The 21484-nt window shown below is 43.5% G+C and carries 22 protein-coding genes; 6 read left to right on the forward strand and 16 right to left on the reverse strand.

The window, feature by feature from the left end:
- Window positions 1–191: 191 nt before the first annotated feature.
- On the reverse strand, window positions 192–791 hold the full coding sequence (locus DWY84_RS09540) for a hypothetical protein (protein WP_118532734.1): 600 nt from the start codon (window positions 789–791) through the stop codon (window positions 192–194).
- A gap of 490 nt (window positions 792–1281) precedes the next feature.
- Between DWY84_RS09540 and DWY84_RS09545 the strand changes: the two genes are divergently transcribed.
- From DWY84_RS09545 to DWY84_RS09560, 4 genes are all read left to right on the forward strand, one after another.
- The gene (locus tag DWY84_RS09545) at window positions 1282–1518 is read left to right on the forward strand and encodes a hypothetical protein (protein ID WP_118532736.1); all 237 of its coding nucleotides are present in this window, start codon (window positions 1282–1284) and stop codon (window positions 1516–1518) included.
- Window positions 1512–1829, forward strand: coding sequence for an IS66 family insertion sequence element accessory protein TnpB (tnpB, locus tag DWY84_RS09550; RefSeq protein ID WP_118532738.1), 318 nt, complete (start codon window positions 1512–1514; stop codon window positions 1827–1829). Before DWY84_RS09545 ends, tnpB begins: the two co-directional genes overlap by 7 nt.
- 75 nt (window positions 1830–1904) lie before the next feature.
- Window positions 1905–2378, forward strand: a complete 474-nt coding sequence (locus DWY84_RS09555; RefSeq protein ID WP_243024816.1) for a helix-turn-helix domain-containing protein — start codon at window positions 1905–1907, stop codon at window positions 2376–2378.
- The gene (locus DWY84_RS09560) at window positions 2375–3064 is read left to right on the forward strand and encodes an IS630 family transposase (RefSeq protein WP_118532740.1); all 690 of its coding nucleotides are present in this window, start codon (window positions 2375–2377) and stop codon (window positions 3062–3064) included. Before DWY84_RS09555 ends, DWY84_RS09560 begins: the two co-directional genes overlap by 4 nt.
- 709 nt (window positions 3065–3773) lie before the next feature.
- Here DWY84_RS09560 and DWY84_RS09580 read toward each other — a convergent pair.
- The 8 genes from DWY84_RS09580 to DWY84_RS09625 all read right to left on the reverse strand — a co-directional run bounded on the left by DWY84_RS09580 (window position 3774) and on the right by DWY84_RS09625 (window position 10599).
- Entirely contained in the window at window positions 3774–4982 is a 1209-nt protein-coding gene (locus DWY84_RS09580; protein ID WP_118532742.1) for a site-specific integrase, read from the reverse strand.
- A gap of 150 nt (window positions 4983–5132) precedes the next feature.
- Window positions 5133–6347 (reverse strand): site-specific integrase, encoded by a 1215-nt coding sequence (locus DWY84_RS09585; protein WP_118532744.1) that lies wholly within the window; start codon window positions 6345–6347, stop codon window positions 5133–5135.
- A gap of 59 nt (window positions 6348–6406) precedes the next feature.
- Window positions 6407–6652, reverse strand: coding sequence for a DNA-binding protein (locus DWY84_RS17765; protein WP_117966290.1), 246 nt, complete (start codon window positions 6650–6652; stop codon window positions 6407–6409).
- A complete protein-coding gene (locus DWY84_RS09595; protein ID WP_117965625.1) occupies window positions 6645–7067 on the reverse strand; it encodes a type II toxin-antitoxin system PemK/MazF family toxin in 423 nt (140 codons plus the stop codon). The genes DWY84_RS17765 and DWY84_RS09595 overlap by 8 nt, the downstream gene beginning before the upstream one ends.
- 472 nt (window positions 7068–7539) lie before the next feature.
- Window positions 7540–7821: a helix-turn-helix transcriptional regulator gene (locus DWY84_RS09605; protein WP_158579098.1), complete on the reverse strand. Its 282-nt coding sequence runs from the start codon at window positions 7819–7821 to the stop codon at window positions 7540–7542.
- Between the two features lie 472 nt (window positions 7822–8293).
- Window positions 8294–9025, reverse strand: a complete 732-nt coding sequence (locus tag DWY84_RS09615) for an ImmA/IrrE family metallo-endopeptidase (protein ID WP_118532750.1) — start codon at window positions 9023–9025, stop codon at window positions 8294–8296.
- A complete protein-coding gene (locus tag DWY84_RS09620; RefSeq protein WP_008396548.1) occupies window positions 9022–9282 on the reverse strand; it encodes a hypothetical protein in 261 nt (86 codons plus the stop codon). The genes DWY84_RS09615 and DWY84_RS09620 overlap by 4 nt, the downstream gene beginning before the upstream one ends.
- Window positions 9283–9363: 81 nt before the next feature.
- Complete coding sequence (locus DWY84_RS09625) at window positions 9364–10599, reverse strand: DNA polymerase IV (protein ID WP_008396547.1); 1236 nt, start codon at window positions 10597–10599, stop codon at window positions 9364–9366.
- Between the two features lie 201 nt (window positions 10600–10800).
- Between DWY84_RS09625 and DWY84_RS09630 the strand changes: the two genes are divergently transcribed.
- On the forward strand, window positions 10801–11217 hold the full coding sequence (locus tag DWY84_RS09630; protein ID WP_181985606.1) for a helix-turn-helix transcriptional regulator: 417 nt from the start codon (window positions 10801–10803) through the stop codon (window positions 11215–11217).
- 48 nt (window positions 11218–11265) lie between these two features.
- Window positions 11266–11775: an ImmA/IrrE family metallo-endopeptidase gene (locus DWY84_RS09635; RefSeq protein ID WP_002576373.1), complete on the forward strand. Its 510-nt coding sequence runs from the start codon at window positions 11266–11268 to the stop codon at window positions 11773–11775.
- 155 nt (window positions 11776–11930) lie between these two features.
- On the opposite strand, the gene bsh is transcribed toward DWY84_RS09635, so the two are convergent.
- From bsh to pglZ, 7 genes are all read right to left on the reverse strand, one after another.
- The gene (gene bsh, locus DWY84_RS09640) at window positions 11931–12920 is read right to left on the reverse strand and encodes a choloylglycine hydrolase (protein ID WP_118532752.1); all 990 of its coding nucleotides are present in this window, start codon (window positions 12918–12920) and stop codon (window positions 11931–11933) included.
- A gap of 21 nt (window positions 12921–12941) precedes the next feature.
- Window positions 12942–14501: a cardiolipin synthase gene (gene cls / locus DWY84_RS09645; protein ID WP_118532754.1), complete on the reverse strand. Its 1560-nt coding sequence runs from the start codon at window positions 14499–14501 to the stop codon at window positions 12942–12944.
- A gap of 36 nt (window positions 14502–14537) precedes the next feature.
- On the reverse strand, window positions 14538–15218 hold the full coding sequence (locus DWY84_RS09650; RefSeq protein ID WP_118532756.1) for a GTP pyrophosphokinase family protein: 681 nt from the start codon (window positions 15216–15218) through the stop codon (window positions 14538–14540).
- A 183-nt stretch (window positions 15219–15401) separates the two neighbouring features.
- Window positions 15402–16226: a nucleotidyltransferase domain-containing protein gene (locus DWY84_RS09655; RefSeq protein ID WP_242998800.1), complete on the reverse strand. Its 825-nt coding sequence runs from the start codon at window positions 16224–16226 to the stop codon at window positions 15402–15404.
- Complete coding sequence (locus tag DWY84_RS09660) at window positions 16223–16783, reverse strand: SLATT domain-containing protein (protein WP_118532758.1); 561 nt, start codon at window positions 16781–16783, stop codon at window positions 16223–16225. The genes DWY84_RS09655 and DWY84_RS09660 overlap by 4 nt, the downstream gene beginning before the upstream one ends.
- Window positions 16784–16810: 27 nt before the next feature.
- On the reverse strand, window positions 16811–18931 hold the full coding sequence (gene brxL, locus DWY84_RS09665) for a protease Lon-related BREX system protein BrxL (RefSeq protein WP_002576379.1): 2121 nt from the start codon (window positions 18929–18931) through the stop codon (window positions 16811–16813).
- A 23-nt stretch (window positions 18932–18954) separates the two neighbouring features.
- A complete protein-coding gene (gene pglZ, locus DWY84_RS09670; protein ID WP_118532760.1) occupies window positions 18955–21477 on the reverse strand; it encodes a BREX-1 system phosphatase PglZ type A in 2523 nt (840 codons plus the stop codon).
- Between the last annotated feature and the right edge of the window lie 7 nt (window positions 21478–21484).

The following is a 21484-nucleotide window of genomic DNA, read 5'->3' on the forward strand; positions in this document are numbered from 1 at the left end:
TCGTTTTTCGGATCAGCGAAAAACTCCTCAATGGAGAACAGGGCCTTGCCCTAACAATGCAAAATGGCAGGAAAGTACAAAACTCTCCTACCATTTTATTTTTGAGTCAACTATTATACAATGTTAACTTAATGACATTGCCCTTTCGGACAACCTTTTTTCTTCTTTTGATACTGATTTTCCTGTAAATTTTAACCCATGAACTCCCGTAAAGGTGTAATATCAGATGCTGCGGCTCTCTGATATGCCGGGTCATTCTTTATTCCTGCGGCTGCCGCTTCTCCAAATGCATCTTTATAATCCTCATAATAATCATATCTTGTCAGGCGGATATTCATTTCGGAGAGCAGCTCTTCCTTACGAGACAAAGGACCCTCAAAGGATAAATCATGCTCTTCCATATAAGGAACCAGTGCATTATATTCTGCTACAAGACGGGCATTTGTCATACTCTCCACCGAAGTCCGCGCATCAAACCAAGCCGGCATCTTGCTGGGGTTCAGAGGTGGTAGGGGATCGAGTTTTTCACTGGCGGTAGTTTCTGTTGTTGTAGCCGTCTGTGTTGTTGCCGCTTCTGTAAAGACAGCAACTCTGCCCTCTGCCTTTCCATTGGTTTCATAATGATTGTAAAGAGCTGCCGCATTATATCCAAATGCTGCTTTCAGATCAGGATAGGTATCCGCATAGGTCTGATAATCAAAATCAGCCAGACACTCCGCAGCGCTCACCGGAAACGCACTTCCCATTACAAGCACCATTCCAGCTATTGCTATAAGTTTTCCTTTTTTCATGAACTATCATCCTCCTTGGTATTCGCATCTTTAAGTCCATGACACTATTCCTTTATAATGGTTCAGTGTCTTTATAGATAAGCCTATTATACCATATGTTTACCAGATATTCCTTATATATCAACTTCACTTATAACACTTTCCCGTTGAATATTCCCTTTAGTTACTGCATTGTAATTTTTATAGTAAGCGCTGAATAACCCACCGTCTTTCCATTCCAGCTAATTCATGCGACAATCATTCTAATCCAAGTGAGTTAAGATATTGGACAAATTTGGTTCAAAATGAAGTGTTGCTTGTCCAGTATACTCATAGTACACAACAAAGGAGTTGGACAAGAATGGTTCAAAGGCATCCCAAACGTTCTGACCAGGAATGGATGGAACTGATTCAAGAATGCCGCACAAGTGGTCTTACTGATAAGACCTGGTGTGAACGGAATCACATTCAGCGCAGCAGTCTTTATTATCATATCCGGTGATTTCGAAACATGGCTTGCGAAATCCCAGAGAATCCCGTATCTTCCTGTCAGGAACAGCATGAAGTTGTAGCAGTTGATTTTTCGGTTCCTGCGGAAAGCGAAATAACAGAACAGCCCAGCAATAAGACTGTTGCATACGCACCGGCAATCCGCGTAATCTATTCTGGATTTTCCGTGGAGATTCAAAATACGGCAGCAAGTGAAACCATTCGAAATACCATCACTGCGCTGCGGCAGTTATGTTAGGCGAACTGTCCGGTGTGGCTAAGATTTTTATCATCACCGGACGAACCGACATGCGCAAAAGTTTTGATGGTTTAATGGCTATTATACGAGATACCTATCAGTTGGACCCTTATGCAAATGCACTGTATCTGTTTTGTGGCAGGGATAGCCGGAAATTAAAAGCACTCCATTACGACAAGGACGGCTTTGTGCTCTATCAGAAACGACTTGATGAAAATGGTCGTTTTCAATGGCCGCGCAATGCTTCGGAAGCCAGATTATTAACACGCCAGGAATTCCGGTGGCTTATGGAAGGTCTTGCAATTGACTAGTATACTGTATCATTGATATTTAATTAATTTTATGGTCTGACAAACCGTTTCATGATATACTAAAAAGAAACGGCGGTGATTTTAGATGGCAAGACCAAAAAATATAATATTTCATTAACGGATGACGAACTCAAGGAACTAAAATCTGTTATGCGTAAAAAGCAAACAACCAAAACCGTTCGAAACAGATGCCAGATTATCATTGATCTAGATGAGGCACACGGTAAAGTTCTTACCCATGCACAGTCTGCCAAAGCAAATTGTGTATGTATGGCTACTATCATGAATACTGTAAAGCTTTATTCCGAAAAAGGCATCCAGGGTATCCGTACAATGAACCGGAATGTCAATTCTGATAATGCACGCAGAAAATTTGATGGGCGTGCTGAGGCTCGTATTATTGAAATTGCGTGCAGTCCTGCACCGGAAGGACATTCCCGCTGGACACTCCGTCTGCTGGAAGAACAGGCAAAAATTGTACTTGATGTTCCAGTCAGTAAAGATACCATCGGCAGGGCTTTAAAAAAAATAAACTTCGACCTCACATGAATGATTACTGGTGTATTCCGTCAAAAGAAGATGCTGATTTTGTAGCCTGCATGGAAGATGTCCTTGATGTTTATGAACTCCCATATGACCCGATGTACCCTGTTGTCTGTATGGATGAAAAGCCATACCAGCTTTTGGATAATGTAAGGCAGCCACTGCCTGTTCGTCCGGGTGACAACCAGAAAACGGATTCCGAATATAAGAGGAATGGCACCTGCAGCATATTTGCTTTTGTTGAACCACTTGGCGGCAGACACCATGTAAGTGTCCATGAACACCGTACTGCAATTGACTGGGCAATGGAAATCAAATATCTGCCAGATGAAATGTTTCCAGATGCAAAGAAAATTATACTGGTAATGGACAATCTAAACACCCATAAAGCTGCTTCACTTTATAAAGCATTTCCACCATCAGAAGCAAGAAGGATCATAAAACGACTGGAAATCCACTATACGCCTAAACATGGAAATTGGCTTGACATGGCAGAAATTGAGCTTAATGTAATGACACGCCAATGTCTTTCGCGTCGAATATCCACCCTTGACAAACTTAAATGTGAGTTATCAGCATGGGAACTGGAATGTAATCGGGATACAGCTAAGATACAGTGGCATTTCCAAACAGGGGATGCACAGGAAAAACTGATATCACTGTATCCGACACTATCATCTGTCACTTTTTAATTAAAGCGGCAGATATACTAAATTTCAATGATACAGTACACTAGTAAATATAAGGCTTTCAGATTCCATTTTTATTAAAATCCCCCACTTTTTTCACCAAAAACACTTGACATATGTCTCCAAAAATGTGGCGCTTCGCGCCTATTTAATCAAGAAGCTATAAATGAGCAAGTTCGTGATTTTGCATAAAAGAAAGACACCTTGAGTTCGATTGTGTTGTATAATGGAAGTGCCAAAATTCACATTTAATTATTCAAATTAGCTCAAACTATGCCAAACTGCCACAGCCAAAAAACGAGGGGAAGGAGGGCTGAAAAGCACACCAAAAATCGACTCTCGGTTAACCACTTTGGGAACCACTTCCCCCTCTTTTTGCCCTCTTTTTGGCCAGTTAACCACTTGCGGACCACTAAAAATTGGGTGAAAACGGCTCTCGTTTTACCAAATTTGGTCAAACCATATCAGCCCATTTAGGTATAAGAAAACCCCGGAAAACCTTGATTTTCCGGGGTTTTTGAACCATTTTGATATAGTCTGAGCAGTCGATTATCGCTTGCTGAACTGCGGAGCGCGACGAGCTGCTTTGAGACCGTATTTCACGAAACCGAAGCTCGATTTTGCTTGATATTACGCGGTTTTTCAAGCCTTTTGCTCTTCGTCCACCAGTTCTTAAACCCACAATTTTGTGAGCTTTTGTCGGATTTTAACCCTAATCTTTTTTTGATGTGTCGATTGCTCTGTTGATCACCCCATGTAATTGGGCAGGTTTATTATACTTGACTTTAGCGTAAATGTCCATAGTCACCTTGCTGTTTTCATGTCCGGCAAGATACTGTACGGTTTTAGGATCAACCGAAGCATAAATCAGGTTCGTGATATAAGTGTGACGTAATTGATGCGGTGTCACTTGAAAATCCATCGTATATACCAACTTCGGATTGTTCGGCTGATGCTCACCAAGCTTCGGCTTTACCACATGCTTAATCTTCTGCCCATTCACATAGGTGTAATAGCAGCGTTCTTCCGTAGAACGAACTGCTATGTACTTCCACACCCTCACGAACTGAGATTCAGCCAGAGCGTCACCATTCCTGTCAGAGATCACATATTCCGATTTTGACTTTTCTTTTGCCTCTTTCAAACATTCCACCAACTTGCCCGGAATAGGAATGTCCCTTTTAGCTGCTGGCGTTTTTAATTCTGTTGAAATTACCGGACGATTATTCACAGAACGCCATGCTCGCCGTACCGAGATATATGGAGTGGCTCCGTCCAGGAAAACACAATCCCATCGCAGTGCAAGAATTTCTTCTCGCCGCAACCCTGCGTACAACCCAATCATTACGAAAACATACGGTGGTAATCCCCTGATTGTATCCAGAAGAATTTTCACCTGCTCATCCGTCAATGCCTTCTTTTCCTGCTTTGGTGTTCCGCCTTTTGCGGAAAGCGACGCAGCCGGATTATAACTGATGATTTTGCTTTCTTCTGCTGAATAGAAGACACATTTGATCAGCATATTCATTTTGCTGTACAGGGAAGCTGATTGCTTGGAGATTGGAACCAGCAGCAAGCGAAGGTCATCGGTCGTCACTTCGTCCATATACATATCTCCAATAGCTCCAATAATGTATTTTCTTATCGTGCGCTCATATCCGCTCAATGTGTTTTCTCGCACACTCGCCGAACGCATCTTCAACCATTTTTCGCAATACTCAGCTACTGTCGGATTATTCTTCCGGAATATTTCATTCTCGATACTGCGCTTCATCTCAATGGATTTATCGTACAGCTCTTCAGGAGTCTGTGCATATAGCGAAATCCATTTTCCATCCGCATCCTGCATTCGTGTTCTGTAATATTGAACACCCCTCTTCATAATTGTTCCATATTCCGGCACTACTTTTTTTCTTGCCATTATTGCTTCCTCCATTTTCTTGATATCCAAATTGATCTTTGCTCTTTAATTATCCAGAATGCTGCTCCGGTTCTCAAGGATGTCGGCTATAAGTAAAAAGAGCAGGGATTATCCCTACTCTTTTTGATCTCATTCATGAAACGGTCTGGCCTATTCTGCATCCCACAGTGTAAAGGTATCCTCTAATATGCCCGCCAGTTCATCCGGTCGGTTATACTTTGCCTTTGCATAAATGTCCATCGTTATCTTGCTGTTCTCATGACCGGCAAGATACTGAACTGTTTTAGGATCAACCGATGCGTGAATAAGATTTGTAATATAAGTATGCCGCAGCAAGTGTGGTGTCACTTCAAAATCTAAGCTATAAACCACCTTTCCATTATGCGCAGCTCTTTCGCCCAGCACCGGTTTCACCGTATGCTTCACTCGTTTTCCATTCTCATAACGGTAGTAGCTCCGTTCCTTTACAGTTCTGGTCACAATATACTGCCAGAGCCTCTTAAACTGCGTATATGAAAGCGGTTCACCCTCGCTGTTCGCAACAACATAGTCTGATGTGGAAGTCTCCTTTGCTTCTCTCAGGCATTTCGTCAGGCAATCAGGAAGCGGTACATCTCGATGAGCAGCCTTTGTTTTCAGTTCAGACATTATTACCGGTCGATTGTGCTCTGTATGCCAAGCTCTGCACACTGTCAAATACGGTGCTGCTTCATCCAGAAAAACTGAATCCCACTGCAATGCAAGAATTTCTTCTCGCCGAAGCCCCGCATACAAACCAAGCATCACAAATACATACGGCGGCAGTCCTCTTATCGCATCCAGCAATCTCTCCACCTGATCATCAGTCAAAGGGGTTTTCTCTTTTTGAGGAACGCCTCCGTTCTTTCCAGACAAATAAATTGTAGGATTGTCCTGAATCACTTTGCTTTCTTTTGCCGCCGCAAAAATGCTCTTATAAAGTATATTAACCGATTTGTACACAGACGCTGATTTTTTGGATACCGGAACCAGTGCCAGACGAATATCATCTGCTGTAACATCTGCTATATTCATATGACCCAGAGGCTTTATAATATGCCGGTTTACTTTCGATGTGTAATCCGTCAAAGTAGTGGCTCTTACCTGTGCGGATTGTAACAACAGCCACTTTTCGCAATACTCCTTTACTGTGGGGGATGATCTGCGAAATGTATTATCCTCAATCTGCTCTCTCGCTTCGAGCACCTTATCATATAGTTCTTCACGGGTTCTACCATACAACGCCACCCGCTTTCCATCAGCATCCTCAATTCGAGTCCGGTAATATTCCTTACCCGCCATGATGACGGTTCCGTACTGAGGAATCGCATATCTTTTTCTTGCCATCTTCGACACCTCCAAACTTTTAGCTGATATATTCATTATTGCGAATAACCTGCCAATACTCAACGATGTCGAATTTCGCTCCTGACTGTTCTCTTCTTTCGGAAAGTCGGATTGTTATCCTTCGGCCTTGCACGGTGTGTAGACCTTGCAATATACTCCTGAAGTCCAACTTCAGTAAAATAAACACAGCCATTCTCAACATACTGAACGTAAGTGATCAACCCTTCCATTCTTGCATGATCCAAGGTGTCCAGGCTAATCCCCAACATCTCAGCGGCTTCTTTACGCTTAATCAATTTATCCACCATCAAAATTCACTTCCTTTCGGCATTTGCCTTGCCTTTTTTTCTCTGCCTGTTCCGGAATATAATATCCAAGCTGCACTTTCACAGCTTCATCAATTCCGCGCATCTGTCCCTTGCTTACCTTGCCGAGATACCGAATCACACAGGTCTTATCACATGTATCAAGCTGCTCCGCCAATACCATCGAAGATCTTGCCAGCCCTTTTGCCTTCCGAAGAAAATAATGTGTCGGCTGGTTTCTTTTCTTTTGTATCTTCGTTGTCAGAGGAGCAACCGTAATCGTCGGCGAATAAAAGTTGCCGACATCGTTCTGAAGAACCACTACCGGACGAACACCGCCCTGCTTTGATCCTATCGGAACACCAAGATTGGCAAGGTAAATATCTCCTCGCCGGTAAACCCAGTTTTCTTTCATCTGGTTGCCTCCAATCCCATAATCATCTATGGATAAAAGCTGACAGAAAATAATACAAATGCTTTATTCTGACAGCCTTTCTTAAAATATGGTTTCTCTGTACTTTTTCTTGGCACCCCAGAGATCGGGGATTTCTCACAAGCGGCAGTGTGCTTCACTGCTCCATTGGAATTTAACCATCCCGCCTTCTTTATGGCCGGACCGCGAATTACGGAAGTATCATTGTCCCTGACAGGCTTTTACACCACCGTCGGTTGCAATCCGACATTTGCTGCTGCGATTCCGCTTCGCCCCTGTTGGGCATCATGGCGTGCAGTCGAAGGCTCGTTCTGTCAGTAATGTACTTGGAGAATGAGTATTCAATTTTCATAGTTCATCAGCCTTGTTGCCTTAGCTGTAAAGTAAGTATAAAAGAATGCGGTTTTACATAACACGCCGGAAACTGCGACTTTGCCCACCTAATTTTGCGAGTTCACATCAGTGCTTCCTGAAGCTGCGTAATGGCATCCTGCACTTTCTTTTTCAACGCATCCACATCCTGTCTCTTGCCAATGATCAGATAATCCAGCGTTACTCCAAAGAATTCCGAAAACAAAATCATGTCATTATAAGATGCCGATATTACTCCGCGCTCAATTTTGGAAATGCGTTTTGCATCAATATCAATCGCCTCAGCCAGGGCCTCCTGCGTATACCCTTTTGATTTGCGTAATTCCTGAATTCTTGCTCCACATACATGCTGATCGTAATACATACGTTTCTCCTTCCGCACAGCCGGTACAGAACCGGATCGACGGAAGGTCAAAAAAGAGCCGCATGACGGTGAAGAAAAATCCTGTGCCGATAAAACAGAACATGGGTATCCCATAATTCTGTCTCATGCGGCATTCGGAAGACTTCGCCTATCAGCGGCTCCACAGCACAGCTATGACTTATAAAATTGTGTTAATAGGGTTATTTATTGTCATCTCAACCATTCAAAGACGAATAGTAGAGCTGCAATCTCCGTAATCTTCTCATCTCCAAAACATTGAAGACGGTCTCGCGTCCGCAGGCCTTACATTTGGTCTGCACATGTCCTCTGGTATCCTCAAAGACGATGATTGAATTGTGTCGGCAATAAGGGCACCTGACAATCCTGGGCTTTTGCGAAGCAATCGCATCCTTTGCCCGGATGATTTTAATCTGCATTTCCGCAGATGGTTCCGATACTCTGATATTCCCGCTCATGGCCACACCTCCAATGGATCACGATATTCATAATCCTTTTTCCGGTTCAGATAGCCCAGTTGTTCCAAGCGGATAGCAGCTGCCGATCTCGAAACGCCAAAGACACCACAGAAAGTATCTATCTTCACCTGGTCTTTGTTATAAAAACGCCATCCATAACATGTCAGAGGCTTTCTGCTGTTGATGAACCACATCGCCCGATCCACTTCTGACTGGGGCATCAGGATGGCAGCTCCCAGCGAATTGGCCTGCCACTCGTTCCAATCTTCCTGCGTTCTCAGAACGCGGGAACCTTTTTTCCTCACTTCCGGTCTCTTATGGCAGGCTATCTTTCGGTCATCGGCATCCAGCTGAAACAATATCTGGTGAGCGCACTCATGTGCCAGCGTAAATCTGCGTTTTCCGCAGAGTTTCCGAATATTCTCTGGTTCAATGAAACCCTTGTCCAGAACCACATCATTAGTTTTCAGGAAGATGCTCCTCTGACTTCCATCAACCTCTATCTGATATTCTGTATCCACATACGCGGTCAGACCATAGATGCTTCCGTCCGAGGACAACTTTTGAAATGACACCTTCAGGTTCAGATAATCGGATGCAAACTGGTCAATGGGTGTCGGAAGCGCAAATCTTGCCGGATCATCTGCTTCGCTGCCGAAAAAGGACTTTTGAAAATCTCTTATCACTGCAACAGCGATTTCTTCTATTTTTTTCTGTGAAAGGATCATAGGCACTGCTCCTTTGCCTCAACGAACCATTTTTCATCTTCGTTGAACAGAAAACTCTCATGCCCACCGATCATGACCGTATAACGAATTCCGCAGCCGCCCACTTTCGTGGAAGAAGCTCGGCACTTATGCTTCAATCGGTCGATCTCATACACCCGTCCGTCAATCCATCGAATTAGGCGCGGGCGAATATTTCCCTCTGCATCCACATCTAAGTTCACAGGTACATATACTTTTCTACATTTCTGTTCCGACATATTCTACGCTCCTCCTCTGTAAACCGGCGAATGTGTTGACTTCTTTTAGCAAAGAACTCACCAGATTCTACCGGTGCTGTATTAACCAATCATTCCTGTCGGCATAACCAAATCCACTTTTCGCTCTGTCGGCATCTTGCTTTTCTGAAAAAGTACCCCATTTTTAATCGCATCTTTCCCGAATCGGAATCGAATCTGCTCAATCGCTGCGTCCAGCCGTTCCTGGCGATCCAGTGATTTCACGTCGGTGAATAGGTCGTATTGTATCGGACAATCCTCTTCAAACAGGTTGATTGCCCGAACCGTCACTGAACGAATCGGATGCTCCCACTGATAGTTCTTTGCAAACAGTGCAAATGCGGTTTTCGCCAGATAGGTAGGGCTTTGTGTCGGAATACCAATCCGGCACTGCCACTCTTTCGTGTAAAGCTCGTTGTTGCGGATGGAAATCGCTATTCCGCCAGCTTTCTTTTTATGTGCTCGCAGCTTGGTTCCGATCTCCTGCACCAGTTCCAGCATGACACACCAGACTTCGGCGTTATTCTCCAAATCCTGCATGGTCGTTATTCCGTGCCCAATGCTCTTTACTGGGGAGACATAATCGGAACGCATAACCGGCGAATCATCCAGTCCATTAGCATATTTCTTAATCGCCAGTCCATTCTTTCCAAGGCGGCACTTCAAGAAATCATCCGATGTTGCAGCAAGCTCTCCAATGGTATGAATCCCATAACCGGACAGAACCTTCTCGGTCGCTCTGCCGACTCCAAGCAAGTCAGAGGCGGGAAGACACCAAATCTTCTCCTGGAACGAATCTGCTTCGATGCAGGTAATCGCATCCGGCTTTTTCATATCCGACCCAAGCTTGGCAAAAATCTTATTGAAGCTCACTCCTGCGGAAATCGTAAGTCCCAATTCAAACTTAACCGTTCTGCGAATCTCATCTGCGATTTCAAATCCGGTTCCCATGCAGCCGCTTCCGGTCACATCCAGCCAGCATTCGTCCATCCCATACGGCTCGATCTGATCGGTATAGCGACCGTATATCCCACGAGCCAGCTTTGAAAACTTCATATATTGCTCATAGTGCGGCTCCACGATCACAAGATCCTGGCACTTCTGCTTTGCTTGCCAGATTGCCTCTCCCGTGGAAACGCCAAACGCCTTTGCTGCATAGTTCTTCGCAAGTACGATGCCATGCCGTTCCTCCACAGAACCGCACACTGCCACCGGCTTGTTCTTCAGTTCCGGGTTCAGCATACACTCGACAGAGGCATAGAAGTTATTCATATCACAATGAAGAATCACCCTTTGCATCCCGTATTCCTCCTCTCCGTTCGTGAAAGCACGAACAACTTTTCACGAACGCATTGACACACAGCATTTCTTGTGATACTATAATTACACGAATTGTATTTCGTGTTTTCATCGTCATTATAGCAAGCACAATTTTTCGTGTCAATAGATTTTTATGAAAAAGTGTTCGTGTTCGTAATCAAAAAAGAAAGAGGTATTCCTATGGTCTTCAAAGAAAGGTTGAAAGAAAAAAGAACAGAAGCCAATTTAACTCAGGTAGAACTTGCAGAGAAGGCCGGTGTAACCGCCCGCACAATTCAGAATTATGAGCTTGGCAGCCGTAAACCATCCAATATGGTTACGATCCAGAAGATCGCGGATGCGCTGAATACTACTACTGAGTATCTGCTGGGAAGCAGCGGCACCTATGTTGTAGAAGCCCATGAAAAAGGCGGCGCAAAAGCAGCGAAAGATATTGAAGAACTGGTCAGCGAAGTGACCGGTATGTTCGCTGGCGGCGAATTAAGCGAGGATGCCATCGAAGGAGCATATAAAGCTCTGACCGATGCCTACTGGATTGCCAAAGAGAACAATAAAAAATACGCCCCGAAAACGAGGCGTAAAAAAACCGATCAGTGATATTTATCGTACACACTTTTCGCTATACTGTAAACTGGAGGTGGTATGATGAATGCGGAACAGCTTTCACGGGTCGGTGAGAAACTGGTAAAACGCTGCGGTTCCAGAGACCCTTTTGAAATTGCAAGGCAGCTTGGTATCAATGTCATGCTTTGCGAAAATTTCGGTTCCCTGAAGGGAATGTACCGGGTGATTAAGCGAAATCGCTTTATTTTCCTGAATAACAGTCTGGATGAAAATATGCTGCGCATCGTGTGCGCACATGAATTAGGTCATGACCAGCTTCACCGGAATATGGCGAAAACCACCCCGATTCATGAGTTCATGCTCTACGATATGAAATCCAAACCGGAATATGAAGCGAACATCGTAGCAGCAGAGATTCTGATGGACAGCGATGAAGTCCTTCGTTACATCTATGAGTATGGATACACAGCCGAGCAGATCGCCAGTGCGATGTCCACCGACATCAATCTGGTTGCGCTGAAGGTAGCGCACCTGGCTACACTTGGCTATAATCTGCACGCGCTGGAACACAAGAGCAACTTTTTGAAATAACGTACCTTTGAGGAGTCTGGACTGGCTCCTCTTTTTTGTTGCACAAATTGTGCAGGCGGTGCTTGCACAATTATCAACCTAACATCTGCATTCCATACAATCTCGATATTGTCCTCCTGTTGTTCTGCGTTATGCTTTCTCCGTGCATTTTCGTATTATTTATTCTGCCATCTGACTTCGCCCTTGGACAGAAGCGGATAACAGATCAGCTGATCTGAATCCAGATTTTCCGCATGCATGTCAACCGCTGTGATCTGATGATTATCATAAGTCGTATAATAATAAATACCTTTTGCTGTATTACAACAGGACGTGTATATCGTGATCTCATATTTGCCTTCTGTCACCTCACAGCATCCACGCTGCTGATCTACGGATCCTAAGATATGGAAGAACTGGCTTACACTCTCATCCTCTTCTTCACCGGAGATCGAATTTAATTTTGTAAAGGCAACTTTCACAAATCTTGACTGGCTGGAAAGATCTCCAGGTATTCCCATTCCACCCATTCCTCTGCTATATGCATCAAGCTGTAATACTCCTGCAAAAGTACTCTCCGGCTGTTTTCTGGATACTCCGGCATAATTATTCAGTGCAAACATCTGACTCGGGAATGGTGGATTATTGGTAAGCACTCCTACCGGATTATCATATACATGCAGCCCATCTTTCATAGACTCAACAACGATACAGGAGTCTTTGTCTGCAATGATCCAGTGAAGCTGTGCTGTCGGCAGCTGTTCACTGAATGCTGTGCCTGTCAGTCTCATTGCTGCCAGCTTCTCTCTCGCCTCTGCTACAGTAGCACACTGTGTAAGGATCCATGGGATGAACTCGAACTGTGCCACCTGGCTGACTTCTGTTTCATCTTCCGGCAAAGCTTCTTCATATGCCGCATTGCCGACAAAATTAAGACCTGCCATTCCAAGGCCTTTTTCATTAACAGCATCATAATAAAGCGGATAACCTCCTGCAACAAATGCCATTCCGATCAAAGCATAATGGCTTTTTATCTTCCCGGCAAACTGGAAATCAAATTCGTAATTTCTTGGCGTTATCGTGATCTGTTCCCCATAGGAAAATTCATAATCAAGCGTTCTGCCCATATAAAAATCTTTTGTTTTGTAAGTTGCTGCTGTACACATATCGAACACCTCTTCTTTCTGCTATAATAGTCCTGCAAACAATCTCATAAATAATTGTCCCAGTCGCAAATATGCACTTCGTCCGGTTTGATATTGGTCTGTCACATCACGACATTCTCCCATCGTTCTTATCAGATCATTTTTTATTTCCACAACTGCCTGACAATCTGCCATAAAACAGCCGTTTTCAAAATGGTGATATAAACTTCGATAATCCAAATTAATTGTTCCACAAGTTGCCATACAGTCATCTGCCACACTCATTTTTGCATGACAGAAACCAGGAGTCCACTCATAAACACGAACACCATGTTTAACTAATCCATGATAAAAAGAACGAGTTACATTATAAATGAATTTTTTATCAGGGATACCAGGTGTGATAATTCTTACGTCTACCCCTCGCTTAGCAGCCAGACATAACGCATGCGTCATTTCATCTGTTATGATTAGATATGGAGTCATAAACCAACAATATTTTTCAGCTTTATTTATCATACTGATATAAACTTCTTCTCCGACCTGCTCATTATCCATAGGACTGTCTGCATAAGGCTGAACAAAACCTGTTTGCTGTGCTTTATAATCGTAATGAATAATGTATTTACTAAAATCAGTATCATTCGTAGCTTTTTCACTAACAGCATTCCACATTTCTAAAAATGTCACTGTAAGCGACTGAACAGCATCTCCTTCTAAACGAATACCTGTATCTTTCCACTGTCCATACGGGTGTGTGTAATTAAAATATTCGTTTGCTAGATTATACCCACCTGTAAATCCGACTTTTCCATCAATAACTGTTATTTTTCTATGATCACGATTGTTCAAAAACAGATTTAAACCTGGCATAAACGGATTGAATACACGGCAATGAATTCCTATTGTCTCCATTTTTTTCACAAAATCTGTGTTAATAAAGCCTATAGAACCCATATCATCGTAGAATACTCTAACTTCCACACCTGCTTTTACTCGCTCTTCCAGAACATCTTGAATCTTATGCCATGCTTCAGCGTCTTCTATCGCATGATATTCCATAAAGATAAACTTTTGTGCCTTTGCGAGATCTTCAAGCTGGGTCTCTAATCCCTTTACTGCTTCATCGAAATACATCACATCCGTATTCTGATAGATTGGATACTGCGAATTTCTTTGTATGTAACTTGCAATATTTCCTGCCTTCGGAATCGTTTCGTTTATTCTGTTTAAGCACTCCTGATTATCGGAAAGCATTGGTAACAATTTGCTATCAATTTCTGCATACCGCTCACGCATTTTATGTGTGCCGCCATTCAAACCAATCAATAAATATAGGCCTACACCCATAATTGGGAAAATTAGAATTAAGATGACCCAAGGCATTTTCATAGAGGATGTCTTATTTGATGCGTACAATCCCAAAACCAAAATTCCACTCAAAATCCTTGTAAATAAATTTATGATTTCTGCATATTCATTTAAGCGTGTTACGATAGTAATAATAAAAACTACTTCTAGAAGAATGCAGATTATGGAAAAACACAATCGTTTTACTCCGTTTTTTGTTTTCGCTTTTCCTTCTAAAGTATCTTGTTTCATATATATTCCAACCTTTCTACCCGATCAAATTTCTGCTTAAATTTCGTGGAACATACCAATTTTGTCTTTTATTCTCTGCATTTCATTATCTGCTTCAATGATAGCTCTTGCAGAATGAAGTAATTCTTCACTTATCTCATCATATCCAGGCATTTCTTCAATGCCTTTTTTATAACGAAGTTGATGTTCCAATGTTGCCCAGAAATCCATACCATTGGTTCGAATCTGTAATTCTACACGCATAGGTGTTTTACCCTTAGCAAAAAATACTGGTATTTCAACAATCATATGATAGCTTCGATAGCCATTTGGTTTGGGATTTTTTATATAATCCTTTACTTCAATAACTTTGATATCATCTTGTTGTGTGATCAAATCAGATATCATATAAATATCATCAATAAACGCACAAACTATTCGAACGCCTGCTACATCATTGAGATATGTCTGTATATTTTCTGTTGTAAATTCATATCCCATCTTCTGCAGTTTATTATAAATACTATTGGGTTTCTTAATTCTTGTCTTTATAAAAGAAATAGGATTTCGATTGTTCTCAACTGAAAATTCATCATCCAAAACCTCAAGTTTAGTTTGTATCTCCCGAATAGCACAACGATACATCATCATTAAATTATAAAATTTTGTAGCATTATTTAAAAACTGTAGTGATTCCGGACTGTTCATCCTGAGTTTTTTTACTTCATCCTTTGTCATGGAACTTTCCTTTCTACCTCATCCCTGATTTCAAAACATTATTTATACACGGTGCCGCCATGAACTTCTTCGTTATGTAAGGCTTTATATCTGCCAGCACCTGCGACATAGAGGCTTTCTTTCGAGTATCAGTCATAACAATTCCTCCTTCCTACTAATTATTGTCATTATCCCTTGCTGTATTTAACCAGCAATATATCTAAGAACTTTACCCAGGCAATCTCTGCTGTTATCCGTAGACACCTGTTGATTGCTTCCTGGTGCGCTAAGAGGCATCGCTCCCCACATAAAATGCTGATTATAATAATCTAAAAGAATCTTCTCGTATGTACCTGCTGCTGAAGTTGAACTTTCTCCAGAGGAAAGCCATCTCCAATTTCCTATTGCTTGATAAACGAAGCTGTCAATAACTATTCCTGACAAATGGTAGCTTCTAAAATAGTTATCTCGCACATATCGTAGATGCTTGCAAGTGTCAAAAAGCAGTCCATTACTGCTTATATTTTTGTTTTTCATGGCATCCTGTTCTGCTTTTGGATTAGTTGAACGCCAATTCCCACCCATATTTGTATCTGGATATCTGTATGAGCCATCCCAATTTTTGAATGCCGGCAGAATTTCAAAGAACATTCCATCTGAAAAATTGATCTTCACAACCTGTCCATCTGCTCTTACTTCACTTCTTGGATACCGAACAAGAATAGCCTGTCTAACTACTTGCAGAAGACGAGATTGACCATTCCCATAAACAGAGTTGAACTGGTTGTAATATGATTCCGGCAAGGACATCAAAATATCAATATCACTTGTATCTATCGCAGTTCCCCTTCCATAGGAGCCAACATATATACTATTTTGTCTATCGCTTGTTATATTCCAAAACTCACGGTTCATTGCTGATGTTACAGTGCAATATCTTTTTGAAATAAGAGAACGGCTGTCAGCTGATATTACTTCTTCATTTCTTTGAACATACAAACTCAATGTATTCATCCCCCATTTACTCATTTTTTCCTCAAATGCGCCGGAAGCATCCTGTTTAATTCCTCCTGCGTAAAGAATTGCTCTTCATTTGTTTTAAGCGCAGCTTGGGCGGCAGCATAACTTTTCCCATCAGTTAAAGGTGCAGCACAGTAAATTTCCGAACTTTCATCCAACAGTTCATCTCTTTTGCGCACTATTTCTTCAATACTAATTTCGTCAAAGTCTGTCAAAAGTGACAGATATTTTTCTCTTACCTTCCACAGCTTATTTGCAGTCTTAATATGATCGGTTTTTTCAGTGGAAATGTCCTTATCCTTCAGATAGCTTGTTAGGGCAAGAAGTGCTGTTGAACATAGTCCACCAGCCCATAACAGTATCTGTTCATTTGAAATGAGCACTCCCAAAAAGCCGCCTGTTGATATTGCTGATAACCCAATCTGTCCCCATTTTATCCAAAAATTACGCTTACTCAACCGATCAGCCATCTTAAAATGACATGTATAGGTATATACAAGTTTTCCATATTCTTCTTGTATTTGAGAATATAATTTTTCACGGTAATCCAGCGAACTTTTCTCCATTGGCGCATTTCCTCCGTACCTTTAGTATTACTCTACCCCCAACGCCTTAAACACCGCATCTTCCGCGCTGCTGTAGAAAATCAGATTAAAACTACCCACCAGCTCCGGCGGCACGGTGCCAAGGTCTGCTGCACTGGTAATCGGAAGCAACACTTTCTTTGCTCCGCTATCGAGACACACCTGCAAACTATTGGCAAGCTCGTCCACTTTCAGAATCGTGCCGCTAATACTGATTTCTCCCAGCACGGCAAGTGTACTGACCGTAGGCCGTCCAAGAGCGATGCTGCATAGTGCAATCAATGTAGGCAATGCCAGCTTTCCAGTCATGCCAATGCCCTGTAAATCCTGATAGTTGATGATGTAATCCCGCATCGTGGTACTGATGCTGCCACTGATACGATTTCCATTAGCTTTCAGGAAATTGAACGCCGTATTCGTGGATTCCTTGCAGTCACGGTCGCTGCCAAGGCCAGTACGTTCAAATTTTCCGTTGCCGGGCAGCATCTGGCTTTCGAGGCGGAATACACCGATCATACCGGACTTACCCTGACTTACGGTATATACCTGTCCAGGATTGCAGATACCATCAGGAATGAGTTTGCCGCCGCCCTGCTCTGGCACGGAAACAAATTTTTCTTCAAAGGTATCAAGATCAATATAGCTGAAGTTCACATCATAGAATTCCATTCCACCCAGTTTTTTCAGCTGCTCCTTGACGCGACGGCGCATTTCCAGCGCAAATACAAGAATTTCTTCAATCTGTTCCTTGGTGAACTCCCCATCCGGATACAGCAATTTCACATAGCCGCCTACAATCTTGCGGACAGCAATCGTATCGCGCTGGTTCAGGTTCTTTCCAAGGCGGAAATACTTATCCAACGCATCACCATACTGTTCTTTCCGCAGTTCTCGGATAAACTCTGCCAAGTAATCCGTGATAAAGCCGTAGTCGTTTGTAAAATGCTCCGGACGGAACTTCGGAATCTCCCAACCTGGAATGTAGCAATGCAGACGGTCAAGAAAGGCTGTGTCCGTTCCCATCTCCGGCGGGAACGGGTCAAACAGAGAGGAAGTCTTGAGCAACACATCCACGCTCTGATTGATGTTTCCTACAAAGACCATAGATGCCGATGCTGCCTTTTCCTCTTTGCCGCGGGCAAAGGAACCGGAAGCCATATAGTCTTTCATAATCTGAATGCCGTCTTTGTCCTTAAACTTGATTCCGGCAACCTCATCAAAGGCAACGCAGTCCCATAAGCCTACCAAACCTACGGTTTTGCGCCCCATATTGTAAAACAGATTTGCAACGGTCGTCTGACCACCGGATACCAGGATACTGTTCGGGCTGATTTCTTTATAGATATGGGACTTGCCTGTGCTGCGCGGCCCCAACTCACAGAGATTGAAGTTGTTCTCCACCAGCGGTAACATACGCGCAAGCAGCAGCCACTTTTCCCGATTGTTCAGCTGTTCCGGCTCATATCCGCAGGAACGCAGCATAACATCCATCCACTCTTCCTGTGTGAATGCCTTGCGTCCCTCTCGAACTTCTTCGATGTCGATATGGGGCATCTGAATCGGAGTCAGCTTATGGATGCTGATGGGAGAGATGTCCTTCTGCTTTTTCTGTTTAGAGGAAATCGGCTGTCCATCTATATCCGTGATTCCAAAGCTGCTGTCTCCCTCAGACTCATATTCCAGCTGCACGATGCACCAGATACCGCCGCAAAGCAGCCGGTCATATTTTTCCGGATAATCATCCGTAATCGGCACATTGGTGAGACCAAGGTTAGAGAACTCTGCAAAAAAGCAATCCTTTTTGATGTCGAGATGTACGGTCACCATATCAATAATGGTATGGCTCCCGTTCTTGCGCAGTTGTGAGAGAATTTTCTGAGCCTCATCCGGGCGGACAAAATTATCTGCCAGAATGCGTTTTACATTCTGAACGCCCTGCTCAATGATTGTCTCATCGTCTGAACTACAATACTGACCCAGCAGGAACTCCAGCACATAGACCGGAACATTCGCTCCTTCTTTTATTTTCTTTGTCAGGTCTTTTCGGACGATCCGACCGTCAAAGTTGCTGCGCAGCTTCCGGCGCAGTTCTTCACGGTTATCATCTGCCGCCATATCCATCATTTCCATACGGAATTCCTGCCTCCTCTATATCAGAATCCGAATCCAAAGTCATCTGCAAAGGCAATGTCCATGATGACAGGCTGCCTCCACTGCTCCAGACCGCTTTCTTCGTCGTAAACCACAAGGTAATATTGCTTGTCCTTGTCGTATTTCTTATTCTTGAATGTGAACCGCATCCGGAAGATACGCTTCTGTGCATTTTCCTCACGACTGTCTGCCACATAACTGTTTTCGTTCGAGATTTTCTCATTGTCTTCCGAGAGGAAGAAAATGCGGTATTTTGCAGCTTTTACAGTATCGCTAACGGCATCCGACTGAATAAAGTCCATGGACGTGATCAGGTTCGTAATCTTATGGACAATGCTGACCAGAGCAATCTCTGCATTCTTTGTTTCCATATGACCGCGCTCCATCTTAAACTCCAGCACCGGCACCAGCATTTCCTGCGGTGAGGAACCGCCATGCACATAGTTAGCACCGCCTCCGGCCACCTTAAAGACATTGCTGCTGACTGGATAGGACACCACCTTGCTGTCCTCATTCCCCAGAACGTGTCCCATGCTCATATGGTCAATGCCGTCATCTTCCAGTGCCGCCTTAGACACAATAAATCTGCGATTGACAAATGCTTTGTCCGCGCTTTTCCCGGAAATCTTGTCACTTTCTGTCAACTTATCACGCTTGTAAATAAAGCCATGATCGGCAGTGACGATAAAATGATAGGTGTTGCCGCTGACGGAAATTCTATGAATCAAATCCATGATTTCCTGAACGGCTTCCTCACATGCATTGAATACCTCATCCTCGGTATTTGCCTTGTCTCCGCGCGCGTCGATCTGATTATGATATACATAGATAATCTGACGTTTTGTCAGCACATCTCGCAGCTCTGCCACTTTCAAATTTTTGATATCATCGAACTGTACACAGACACTATCCGGGTTATAGCTTTGCAGCACCTGCTGCCGACCTGCCAGATTATCGCAAAGGATACCATCTGCCAGTACCTGAAAATCATCCGTCATTTCCAGTGTCTTATGTGGCAAAAGTGCTGCCATACCGAGCCTCGTATAAGACGGAAGAACACTCAACTGTACAGAAAGTTTTGCCGTGCATTTCGGGTCATCCTGCATTCTGGCAAACAACTCCTGTCCTACCTCGTAACGCATGGCATCCGAAATGATGACCACGGTGCGTTCCTTGGTATAGCGCAGGTTGGCATTGTAAAACTCCCGCTGCAACGGAATCGCCGAAAATGCGGCATCCTGCTGAATTCCAGCATTCCATGCTGGGAGCAGACAAGCCAGATATTCGTTCGTGTAGATATTTTCCACCAGCTCCCGAAGCGGCTCAAAGCTTTCCGTGCTCTCCAGCTGGTCGTAATAATAGTAGAATTTCCGATACTGCTGATCCATATTGTAATCCGCAGCAAGATATCGGTCGATGATTGGCTTTAAGCCATCTGCGGCATGGTAATCCGCTTCCTTCACCATGCTGTATGCACTGGAAAGCATCTGATAGGTTTTCCCGGTCTTTCTGCCAAAGTGCATTTTAGCCCGTTTTTCACAGAGTTCCGGAATGGTAAATCCGTTTACGATTGCACCGATATCTTCCGAAACAAGTCTGCCAATGAGCCACTTTACCAGCACCTGATCCACGGCAAGGAAAGTGTCGCACTCCACCAAATCGTCCACTCGCATTCCTGCAAATGTCGAAAGAACACTCAGCCCTTTGGCAACGTGCGCCGACAGAGCATCGTATTTGTCCCGGTACAGGACGCTGTTCATCAGGCTATCGAGAAATGCGATGATATTACCGGACTTGTAGGAGACAAAGCTCCTCCATGCTGCCGGAAGCTCTGCCTGCACATATCGACCAGTATAAGTAACGAACAACGTTACCAGCAGCCGTTCCAGACTCGGCTTTGTATCAGTGTATCCGAAATGCTGCTCACAGAGCTGCCAGAATGCAGACAGCAGATCGTATTTTTCAAACTCCTGCAAGAAAGCATTGTCCACCAGCTCGCCATCCGTCAACACGATGCGCACAACCTCTTCAAAAGAGCAGGTACGCGCCTTGCAGACTGCACTTAGCAGACCGACAAGGATATTTTCTTCATTGAAGTTTTCGATTTCCAAATCATAGAACCGCTGAGTGCGCTCTTTGTTGGCGAAAAACTTGATGTGCTTCTCAATAACCGGCTTGTACTTTTCCTCAATACCCAGGTCAACCGACAGCAAGGAGGCTCGGTCAGCAAAGAACCGTCTGGAATACAGCATTGTGTCTTCCAGATGGTTGTCCCTTACATCCGGTTTCGGAAACGGTGCATAGATCAGATAATTCGTGGTCTTATCCACACGCTCCAGAAAATACTTTGTATAGAACTGGTTATCCGGCTGGAGATGGTAGATCTTCGCATTCTGAAGCTCCACCGTCTCCATATCCTCGGAAAATTCTGCCTTGTCATCGTACCAGAAAACCAGTTTTCGGGTCTCCCCAGTAAATTCCGCATTCAGGCGGTCTATAATTTGTTTCAGGTTCAATTCTGCCATATCAATT

It is taken from the genome of Clostridium sp. AF27-2AA, from assembly GCF_003478505.1.
Taxonomy (GTDB): domain Bacteria; phylum Bacillota; class Clostridia; order Lachnospirales; family Lachnospiraceae; genus Brotaphodocola.